Origin of the sequence: Streptomyces sp. NPDC058284 (assembly GCF_042881135.1) — a bacterium.
Classification (GTDB): Bacteria; Actinomycetota; Actinomycetes; order Streptomycetales; family Streptomycetaceae; genus Streptomyces.
Genome location: NZ_JBHVYE010000063.1, coordinates 1 through 10844, shown reverse-complemented (window position 1 = coordinate 10844; position 10844 = coordinate 1). Strand labels below are relative to the sequence as shown.

Below are 10844 nucleotides of genomic sequence, written 5' to 3'. Positions count from 1 at the left end.
CCCGCCCACAACCTGACATCAGCAAGGTCCCCACCCATACCCAGACCAACGACCGAACTGGCCAGCAGTCACGGCAAGCACCGTTGCAGTACTAGGCCAAACCTCCATGTTGCGCGAACGCGGCGGACGGTAGGGTGGGCGGTCGGTCTGCAGCGGACCCCATGACGCTGACCGCACCAAGGAGTAGGGCAGGCAGGGAGGGCTGGTGGTGGCTCGAGTGTCGAGCGAGCTCGAAAGCCGGTTCACGGATCTGGCTCTCGACTCAGCCAATTTCGGGTTTCTCCTTCCGCACGAACCGCTCCTGGCGCTCTACGGCGCTGCAGCCGAGGCGCGGATGTCTACTGCCCCTCAGGACGCGGTGGCGGCGGCGCGTCAGTTCGGTGAGGTGCTCGCTGCCACGCTTGGCCATTTGGCCGGGGTGCGGCCGCCGACGGCAGACCAGTCGTCTCGACTGCGGGTATTGACCCGTGCTGGGCTACTGCATGCACGAGTCCTTGCCGCGTTCGAGGACCTTCACGCTTCCGCGGACGGTGAATCCGAGCGCGCAGAGGCGGTGGCGCCTCACCTCGTGCAGCGCTGTTTCGAGCTGGCTGCCTGGTTCTTCCGTCTCCAGACGGGCGACCGGGAGCCGATGTCTTTCGTCCACACCAGCCCGTCCGACCTACGTGTTCTCGCGGAGCGAGTGGCTCCGCTGGACGCGGCCCTGCCCCGATTGCGCCGGGAATTCGATCTCCGAGTGGGGTCCCCATCCCTGCCGGCCTCAGAGCGCGAGCACTTGATCATCGGTGCTCGCGACGCGGCGCACGAGCCGCTGCCAGAAACGTCGATCGCGGAGGAGGTGCAGCGCAGGCTCACCAAGGCGGGTTGGGATGTACTGGGCCCGGATGCGGATGCTGACCGGAACCGCTCGCTCGGTTGCGTGTTGGTGGAGCCTCGCCTGTCCGGCGGCAGCCGGGCCGACCTGCTGCTGTTGGTGGGCGGGCAGGTCGTGGGGATCATCGAATGCAAAAGGGACGGCGCAGATCTCACCACTGCCATGCACCAGGCGGGGATGCTGGCTGCCGCGGTGACGGACGCCTCGCCGTGGCCGGTCTGGCGCTCTCCGCTGCCATATCGGTACGTGAGTGACGGTCAGCGGCTGCTTTTCTGCGATGCCAATGAGCCCGAACCGCACGCCCGGCCCGTCAGCGGCTTCCACCGACCGGCCACGCTGGCACGTTGGCAGCATGAAGCGGAGGCGGACAGTGCGGCACCGACCTATCGCGCAAGGATGACGGCCCACCTGCCGCGTCTGGAGGAGGGGTCACCCGCGGCCGGACAGCTGCATCCGCGACAGCTGAGGGCAGTACAGGCCGTCGAGCAAGCACTCGCGGCCGGAGACCGCCGTGCTCTGGTGCAGATGGCTACCGGCACCGGACGGGTTATCGCCGAGGTCTTCGCGGCCTACCGCCAGCTCAGGTACGCCAGAGCTGCCCGCATTCTCTTCGTGGTCGATCGAAGGATGATGGCCCATCAGCTGACGTCCCTGTTCCGGCAGTTCACTACCCCGGATGCGGGGCGGAGCCTTGCTGATGTGTACCACGTTGAGGAGCTGACCTCGGCGGGCCCGACTCCGTCGGCGTCCGTAGTGGTGGCCACGGTACAGAGGCTGGAGGGCATGCTGGCCGGTACGCCCGAGCCGGAGGATGCATCGGTTCGCGTTTCGGCATATGAGACCGCCGAGCAGGTCTCGCATTCCGACACGGCGCCGCTCGAAGTCACCTACTCCGAAGCCCTGCCGCCTGATTCCTTCGATCTGGTTGTCGTCGACGACTGCCACCACTCGGTCTATGGACGAGGGCGTGCCCTCCTTGAGTACTTCGATGCTCCTGTGGTCGGATTCACCGCGACACCGGTCGCCCCGGTCTTCGGCTTTTTCAATGCCAATCTGGTGAGCGAATACCCCTTCGAACAGGCCATCGCCGATGGTCTCGTCGTGGACTACTCCCTCTACCAGACACGCTTCGAGCCGTCCGGGAGCGTGGTGCTCGTGCCCTTGGGCGAGGACATCGCTGCCGAAGCCAAGCGTCCGCGCCGCACCCAGTACGAGCAGCTGGACGAGGACCTGGCGTACGCCGGGCCGGACTCCCCGCCACGGATCGTCGGCTCCCGAGAGCTAGCTGCGGTCGTGACGGCGTTCCGTGACGCTCTGCCCGCCCTGTTCCCGGAGCGGGCGGCCCAGGACGGGCTGGTCGTCCCCAAGACGGTGGTGTTCGCGCTCAACGACGCGCACGCGGAAGACGTCGTGCACCACATCCAAGAGGTATTCGGCCGTGGCGATGACTTCTGCCAGAAGATCACCATGCGCAGGGACGATCCGGGGCAGCTGCTGAGGGATTTTAGGACCACTCCGCAATTCCGGATCGCCGTGGTGGTGGACATCATGTCCGGCCCCACCGACATGCGGGCGGTCGAGTGCGTGCTGTTCCTGCGCGATGTCCGGTCCGCCGCCTATTACGAGCGGCTGCTGGCGCAAGGCGCTCAGCGCATCGCGCCGGCCGATCTCCGCACCGTCACTCCAGGCGCATTTGCCAAGACCCAGTTCGTGGTGATCGACGCAGCGGGAACCTCGCGCCACCACCACCGCAGGCTCGTCAATGTGACCGACGCATCCGGCCGGGCAGGCCGGAGTGCCCTGGAGTACCTGCTGAACCGTACGGTAGACGGCGACTTGAGTGCTGACGAGACGGCTGAACTCGGGGTACGCCTGGCCCGGCTCGTGCCCGTACTGAGCGAAGCAGGTGGCGCCGCGGTCCGTAAGCTCGCCGGCTGTTCCCTGGAGCAGGTGGTGGCCCGGCTGCTCAGCACCGTCGACGCGGACCACCTGGCGCAGGTCGGCGAAGCCTGGGGCGAGGAGGCCCTCGACGAGGAAGTCCGCGATGCCAGCGCCCTGCTCGGCAACAAGCCTGCGCTGCGGCATCTGCTGCTCCACGTCTACGACCGGCCGGACGCATCGGATGAGGAGGAACCGACCGGGCCCAGCGCGGCCTCTGGGGATGTGCGCCGACGTCTGGCCGCATTCACGCAGCAGGCCGGACCCTTCACTCCGGCCCAGCTGTGGTGGATCGAGCACATTGCCGAGGCGACCGCCGCCGCCGATGACCGCTTCGATCCCCAAGACCTCGACAGCGTCCCGTTCTCCGGGCGGGGTGGCACGGACGGCTTCCTTGGCGCGTTCGGGGCCGACGCCGCGATCGACCTCCTGTTCGAACTGGGTGAGGCGCTCGCTTGAACATCGACCTTCCCGCCGGTTGGAGAACCGTCCGGCTGGCTGACGTACTGCGCGAACCGTTGGTGAGCGGCCGGTCCCTGCGTACCCGCCAGGATGGCTTCCCCGTGCTGCGGGCGACGGCGCTTCGCGCGGTGACGGTGGACTTCTCCCAGACCAAGGGCGGCGACTGGACGGCCGCCAGCGAGCCTGCGGTGGCCGCGGCCGGTGACCTGCTGGTCAGCCGGGCCAGCGGCTCGCTCTCCCTGGTCGGCGAGGGCGCCCTGGTGGACGTCCCTCCCCGTCCCACGACCTTTCCCGACACCATGATCCGCGTGCGTGTGCGGCCTTCCCTCGTCGATCCGCGGTACCTCGCGCACCTGTGGAACTCACCAGTCGTGCGTCGCCAGATCGAGGACCGCGTCCGCCACGGTGGCACGATCTACCGGATCGGCCACCGTGACCTGGACCAGATTCTGCTTCCGCTCCCCGGCCCTGGTGAACAGGCCAGGATCGCCGCCCTGGTGGAGGACCACCTCGCCCGGATCGACGCCACGACGACCCGCACCCGCAGGGCCGTTGACCAGGTGGACGAGCTGATCGGCGCGATCAGCGCCCAGGCCAGTGCGGGCCGGCTCTCCGGCGCGATGAGCGCACCAGGAGACCTGCCGCCCGTCGGTACCCATGACGGCGCGCTGCCGACCTTGCCGGCCGACTGGCGGTGGACCCGTCTGGAAAGCCTCGCCGAGGTGACACTCGGGGTCACCAAGAACAGCAGCCGGCAGTGGGATCCGGCGGACGTGGACGTTCCCTGTCTGCGGGTCGCGAACGTGCAGCGAGGCCGGCTGGCCCTGGACGACGTCCGCTCCGTCCGGCTGCCCGCGCAGCGCGCCCAGGCCGCCCGCCTCCGCGCCGGTGACGTGATCCTGACCGGCGGCGGGGACCGCAGTCAGCTGGGCCGCGGTTGGATCTGGGAGGAGCAGGTGCCCGACTGCGTTCATCAAAACCATGTGTTCCGAGCCCGAATCACCGACCAGCAGCTGCACCCGAAGCTGCTGGCCTGGCACGCGAACGGGTTCGGCCGGCAGTGGTGCGAACGCAACGCCAGACAGGGCGCGGGGCTGGCGTCCATCGGGCTGGGGAAGATCCGCCTGATGCCGGTGCCCATTGCTCCACCCGCGGAGCAACAGCGGCTGGTCGCTCTGGTCGACGCGCACCTCACGGCCCTTCGGACCGCGTCCGCCGCGGCCGAACGGGCGGTTGCCGTGGCGGACCGGCTGCGGAGCAATCTCCTGCAGCAGGCGTTCACCGGCCAGCTGCCGCACGCCGCCCACTCGCTCGGGCAACAGGAGTCCTCGCTGTGAACCCACCTGCCGCCTCCCCTCCCGGGCCCAACCAGGAACTGGCCAAGGTTCTGTGGTCCTTTGCCGACGTGCTGCGAGAAGAGGGGGTCTCGGGCACCGAATACGTCGAGCAGCTCGCCTGCCTGATTTTCCTCAAACTTGCCCACGAGCAGAGCCACCGCCCGCTCAACGCGGTGGATGTCATCGGCTACGACGCGTGGTCAGGGATCCGCTGGAGTGACAGTCAGGGCCAGCTGCTGCGCTATGAGCAGGCCCTGGAGGACCTTGCGGGCCGTCCGGGCAACCTCGGCCTGCTCTTCAGGAAGGCACAAAACCGTGTCCCGGACCCGGCCAGGCTCAGCCGGCTGATCGACCTGGTCGACCTCTACCGCTGGTCAGGGGACGGCAGCACCGGCCGCGGCGCGGTCTTTGAAGATCTCCTGGCGCGTCTGACCGCCGACCCCAAGACCGGTGCCGCCCAGTTCTACACTCCCCGGCCGCTGGTCGAGGCGATCGTCGAGTGTGTCCAGCCGGGCGTCGACGACACGACCATCGATCCCGCCTGCGGCACGGGCGGCTTCTTGATCAAGTCGTTCGAGTACCTGGTCGATCACTTTCCGCCCGGCGTGAGCCCCACCCAGCGCGCACGGCTCAATGAGGGCGCGTTCTCCGGCACCGAACTCGTCGACGCCACCGCACGCCTGGCCACGATGAACCTCGTCCTGCACGGAATCACGCGGGCCGACGCCCCGTCCTGTATCGCCGTCGGTGACGCGCTCGCCCAGCCGCCGACGCGGCACGCGACGCTGGTCCTCACCGCGCCTCCGTTCGGGCGGCGCTCCATGATCGCCGGCGACGGGTACGGGTACTACCGCCCCGACTTCTGGACGGAGACCGGCAACCGGCAGCTCAACTTCCTCCAGCACGTCCACAGCCTGCTGCAGATCAACGGCCGTGCGGCCGTCGTGGTCCCCGACAACGTGCTGTTCGAAGGCGGAGCCGGCGAGCAGGTGCGACGACGACTCCTGGACGCCTGCGATGTGCACACCCTGCTGCGGCTCCCGGCCGGCGTCTTTTACGCAACCGGCGTCAAGACCAACGTCCTGTTCTTCGACAAGCCCGCACCGCGGCGGGACGGCAGCCCGTCGACGAAGCGGCTGTGGGTGTACGACCTGCGCTCCGAGCGCCCCGCGCCGACCAGGACCAGCACGCTGGTCGGCGCCGACTATGCAGACTTCGTAACCGCCTACCGGCCCGGGCGGCCGCGCAGCGAGCGGGTCGCATCACCGGTGTTCCGGTCCTTCCCTGTGGAGGACCTGCTCGCCAGGGGCCGCGCCAACCTCGATCTGCTGGTCGCAGAACCACCGGAGAAGCCCTTTGCCCCCGTCGATGCCGAGGCCGACCTGCACCACATGGCCCAGGAGATCGCCGGCGAACTCCATTCGGCACTACAGGAGTTGACCGCGCTCACCGAAGCGCTGCGGCCCTACGGCCTGCACGACGACCGAGCGGATCGGGGACCGGCGAAGTGACCGCGACCATACCTGCGCCGGCTGGGGGGACCATATGCGGCTGCTGCGCCTGAGTCTTCCCTCCTACCGGGGGCTGCGCGACTTCCGGCTGGACCTCACCGACGCGGTGGACGGCGGCCATGCCATCGCCACACTGATCGGCCCCAACGGCGGCGGCAAATCGAGGGCGCTGCACGCGCTCGCCGAGATCTTCGGTGCGCTGCACCGGCCCAAGCACCGCGCGGCCTTCGCATTTGACGTCCACTTCGAGCTGCGCGGCACGGTGGTCCGGGCCGTCCAGACCTCCCGCGAAGCCGCCCCCGAGCTGTTGGCGGCACAGGCGGGCGGCGAGTGGCAGAGCGTGCCCCGGGCGCACTGGCCGCGCCATCTTCCCGATCACGTCTTCGGCTACCAGGCCCACCCCCATGCGCCCTGGACCGCGGAGTTCGACCAACACCGCCGCTTCGCCGCGCGCCGCCTGAGCGAGTGGCGCCGCCAATGGCGAGCGGAACTCGACGACTGGCAAGCCAGCCGATCGCCCGAGGACGCGTGGCCGGAACAGCTCACCCTCCCCGTCAGCTGCCCCCTGTATACCCCCGTCTTCCTGTGCAGCCCCGCCCACTTGCCGCTGCTGCTCCTGGCGCAGACCACCCACTGGGCCGACTCGTTCGGCACCTACCTGCGCGAGCACTCCTACATCCAGCACGTCGCCTCGGCCGTCCTGCGCATCAAAGCCCCCCGCGCCGCGCGGGGACCAGCCCTGGCCGCGCTGCCGTACTGGGGCCTGGGCGGCCCAGCCCGCACGCTGTTCGCCGCCCTGGCCGACTCCGGCCGATTCGGCCTGATTCCCGACGCCGACCCGGTGGACGGCGCCGGAAGCCCCGCCGACGGGTTCCAGGTCGTGATGGACACCACCGAAGACGTACGGGCCTTCCGCAACCTCTTCGACAGCGATCTGTCGATGTTCGGGCTGCTCGCCACCCTCCTCGACGCCGGCTACCTCACCGCCGACGTCAAATTGCACAAGACCGGCGCGGTGACGCTCGGCCTGGACGACCTGAGCTCCGGAGAGCAGCAACTCCTGACCATTTTGGGCCTGCTGCGCCTCCAGCGCGCACAGGAGTCGCTGTTCCTCCTCGACGAACCCAACTCGCACTTCCACCCCGAGTGGAGCCGCCGCTGGTACAGCTCCGTGCGCACCGTGCTGGGGACGCATCAAGACTCACAGTTCCTCACGGCCACCCACGAACCCCTGCTGGTGGCCAACATGACCCGCCAGCAGATCCGGATCATCGCCACCGACGGCGAGGGCCAGGCCACGGCGGTGACCCCTCAGACCACCCCGCGGGGCCAGGGCGCCGGCGGCCTGCTGACCACCGACCTCTTCGCCCTGCCCACCCAACTGGACGAACACACGCAGGAACTGATCGACCGACAGTACGCGCTGCTGCCGGCGGCGGCCCACGATGCGGTCCGTCAAAGAGAGCTCCGCGAGGTCACAGAGGAACTCGACGCACTGGGCTTTTCCACATCCAACCGCGATCCGCTCGTGGCGGCCTTCCTCGCCGAACTCCACCGCAGGCGCCGCGCCCTCGTCGAGGCCGCCACCGGCGCTAACCCTCCGACCCCGCAGGCACTGGAGGCCTTGGTCAGCGACCTGTTCAACGAACACTTCTCGTCGGTGATCTGACGCCGATGCGACATGTGGACATGAGCGGGCTCACCACCCCCCAGACGTGGGCGGCCAAGACCGAACGCACCTTGGACGACGTGCGGGCCGCAATGGCCGCCAAAAAGAAGCGTGCCTTCACGGAGCACTGGACCGATGACGAAGTACGCGACCCGCTGCTCGCGCTCGTGGGACCAAAGTGCTGGTACTGCGAGACCACGATCCAGCGCGCAGATGTCAACGTCGACCACTTCCGGCCGAAGTCCGAGGTCCTGGGTGTATCCGGCCACGACGGCTACTGGTGGCTCGCCTACCGCATCGACAACTACCGCATCGCATGCAAGCACTGCAACAGCGGTGGCGCCAGATTCAACGGCGTGCCGGAAGGCCGCGCCAAAGGCAGCCGGTTCCCGCTGCTGGCCGGGACACGCGCCTGGCGCCGACGCGACAACCTGGCCCTCGAGCAACCGCTGCTCCTGGACCCCGCCCGGCCCGGCGATCCCGACCTGCTCGGATTCGACACCGCCGGCTACGCCCGGCGCAGTCACACCCCCTACTCGCCGGCCGAGGCACAGCGCGGTCTGTGCCGCGCCGACGAGACCATACGGATCCTCGCGCTCAACGCCACCCAGATCAGGGAGCAACGCAGCCACCTGATGGAGGAGGTCGCCGTGCTGGCCCGCATACCCGGCCAGCCCACCATCCAGCAACTCATCGACGAGCGAGTGGCCCCTACCGCGCAGTGGAGCGCGGCCGCCGCGGCGGCTTTGGCGCTGCAGCGCGCCTGCGACCGGCAACTGGACGCGCCCACCCAGCCGGTGACCGTCCACCCCGCCACCCCGGTCATCGACCCGAGGCGTTCGCGAGTCGACCTGCGGGACCTGCTCCCGTACCTGGACCCGGCCGAACTGGAAGCGGGCATCGTGCTGACCGGCTATCACAACAAACGGACGCACCAGGCGGTCCTGAACAACGACGGTCGGATCAGCGTCGGCAAGCGCCCCTGGGGCACCCCGAACTCCGCGGCCCGGGCAGCCACCGGAAGCGACGAGATCGACGGCTGGGAGTTCTGGCGGCTGACCATCGCTGGCGTCGAGCAGTCTCTCGCCGAGTTCCGCGCCACGCACGTCCCACCCGGCGCACCGGTTTGAGCTGCACCACGGTTCAGGCCCGCGCCCTGCCGATTTTGCGGGTGTTCCTCCGCCAGCCACGGCACACCGGTGGCACGCGCCGATGGCCGATCAGGCGGGCCGTTCATCCGTCTCGGCGCGAGTCACGCCGGGAAAGGGCATGCCGACGTCGTATGAGGCCAAGTACGCTGGTCTGTCTGCTTCAACTGGTCGCTATGGCAAGAGAATTGGGGGACCCGTGGCGTTCGATTTTGCATCCCTCGGCGACGTGGCGGCGTCCGCTCCGACCGACCCGCGCATCTTGTTCAGCGCCCTGTCGCGTGAAGAACCTTACGAGTTTCTTCGCGACCCCCAGGGGCAGGTCCTCGAAGAGTGGTACCAGCGCCGCCACGAAAAGGACCTCGTGCTCAAGCTCAACACCGGCGGCGGCAAGACGCTCGTCGGCCTGGTGATCTGCCAATCGAGTCTCAACGAGGGGGAGGGACCGGTGCTCTACCTGGCCCCGGACCCCTACCTCGCCGGACAGGCCGTTGCCCAGGCGCACGAGCTGGGGCTAGATGTGGTCACCGACCCGAAGTCCTCCCGCTTCACAAGCGGCGAGGCGGTGTGCGTGCTGAGCCTGAACCGTCTGGTCAACGGCAAGAGCGTCTTCGGGCTGCTGGGCGGGAGCAAACCGATCGAGGACGTGGGCACGATCGTCGTGGACGACGCCCACGCCGCGCTGGCAACGGTGCGGGAGAAGTTCAGGCTGGTCGTCTCCAAGGACGACAATGAGAGGACCTTCAACGCGCTGCTGGACCTGTTCGCCGACGATCTGTCGCAACAGTCGCAGCCACAGTTCCTCGACCTCACCCACGGGGTGTCATCGGCCGTCCTCGAAGTGCCTTTCTGGGCCTGGCAACGCCACATCCCCACGGTGACCCAGGAGTTGCACGCACTGCGAGACGACAACGAACTGCAGTGGCCGTGGCCCTTGATCAAGGACGTGCTGCCCCTGTGCCGGGCCGTGTTCACCGCCACGGGTCTGGAGATCCAGCCGCCCTGCCCGCCCATCGGTAAGATCCCCAGCTTTACGCGGGCCCGCCGGCGGATCCATCTCACCGCCACACTGGCTGATGACAGTCTGCTGGTGACCGACTTCGGTGCCACGGCGGCCACGGTCAAGAGCCCGATCACCCCGGCGAGCGCCGGATACCTTGGCGACCGGCTCATCCTCGCACCTCAGGACATCAACCCGAAGATCCAGGACCACGAAGTGCGAGAAATGGTCGCCGAGTTGGCCCAGTCGGTCAACGTGGTGATCCTGACGCCCTCCTACCGAGTGGCCGCCAAGTGGGAACCGTACGCGGCGATCACCGCGGCCAAGGCCGACGCGATCGGTGAAGCCGTCCGGCGGCTGCGAGAGGAGGCCCACACCGGCCTGGTCGTCCTGGTGAACAAGTACGACGGCATCGATCTTCCCCGCAAGGCCTGCGAGGTGCTGGTCCTGGACGGTCTCCCCGAGGCATACAGCGGACTCACTCGTCGTGAAGAGATCGTGCTCGGTGACTCCGAAGAGATGGTGATGCGGCAACTGCAGCGCATCGAGCAGGGTATGGGACGTGGCGTGCGGTCTGTCAACGACCACTGCGTGGTGCTGCTGCTGGGCTCACGCCTGTCCCAACTGACGGCGATCCCGAAGTACCGTGCCCTGTTCGGGCCGGCCACTCAGGTACAGATCGACCTCTCCCGTGAGATCGCCCGCGGCCTGCAGCATCAGACCCTCGGACAGATCCGGGCGGTTATCCAGCAGGTCCTAGTACTGCAACGGTGCTTGTTCTGAGTGTTGGGCAGTTGTCATGGGCTGTGTCCGCGTCGTTTGTAGTGACTGATGCGGGCTTGGTGTTGTCGTCTGCGGCGCCATGTCGACCAGTGCAGGATGTGGTCGGTCGGGGTGGGTCGGCG

General features: G+C 68.4%; 6 protein-coding genes. All 6 read left to right on the top strand.

Annotation, left to right across the window (positions count from 1 at the left end; translation table 11 throughout):
• Positions 1-217: 217 nt before the first annotated feature.
• The 6 genes from ACFVYR_RS38025 (at position 218) to ACFVYR_RS38000 (ending at position 10722) form a co-directional block, all read left to right on the top strand.
• Positions 218-3271, top strand: a complete 3054-nt coding sequence (locus ACFVYR_RS38025) for a DEAD/DEAH box helicase family protein (protein ID WP_384263758.1) — start codon at positions 218-220, stop codon at positions 3269-3271.
• A complete protein-coding gene (locus tag ACFVYR_RS38020) occupies positions 3268-4611 on the top strand; it encodes a hypothetical protein (RefSeq protein ID WP_384263760.1) in 1344 nt (447 codons plus the stop codon). Before ACFVYR_RS38025 ends, ACFVYR_RS38020 begins: the two co-directional genes overlap by 4 nt.
• Positions 4608-6122, top strand: coding sequence for an N-6 DNA methylase (locus ACFVYR_RS38015; RefSeq protein ID WP_384263763.1), 1515 nt, complete (start codon positions 4608-4610; stop codon positions 6120-6122). The genes ACFVYR_RS38020 and ACFVYR_RS38015 overlap by 4 nt, the downstream gene beginning before the upstream one ends.
• A 34-nt stretch (positions 6123-6156) precedes the next feature.
• Positions 6157-7791: an AAA family ATPase gene (locus ACFVYR_RS38010; protein ID WP_384263766.1), complete on the top strand. Its 1635-nt coding sequence runs from the start codon at positions 6157-6159 to the stop codon at positions 7789-7791.
• A gap of 20 nt (positions 7792-7811) precedes the next feature.
• The gene (locus ACFVYR_RS38005; protein WP_384263769.1) at positions 7812-8921 is read left to right on the top strand and encodes an HNH endonuclease; all 1110 of its coding nucleotides are present in this window, start codon (positions 7812-7814) and stop codon (positions 8919-8921) included.
• Positions 8922-9138: 217 nt separating this feature from the next.
• Complete coding sequence (locus tag ACFVYR_RS38000; protein WP_384263772.1) at positions 9139-10722, top strand: DEAD/DEAH box helicase; 1584 nt, start codon at positions 9139-9141, stop codon at positions 10720-10722.
• The last annotated feature ends 122 nt before the right edge of the window (positions 10723-10844 follow it).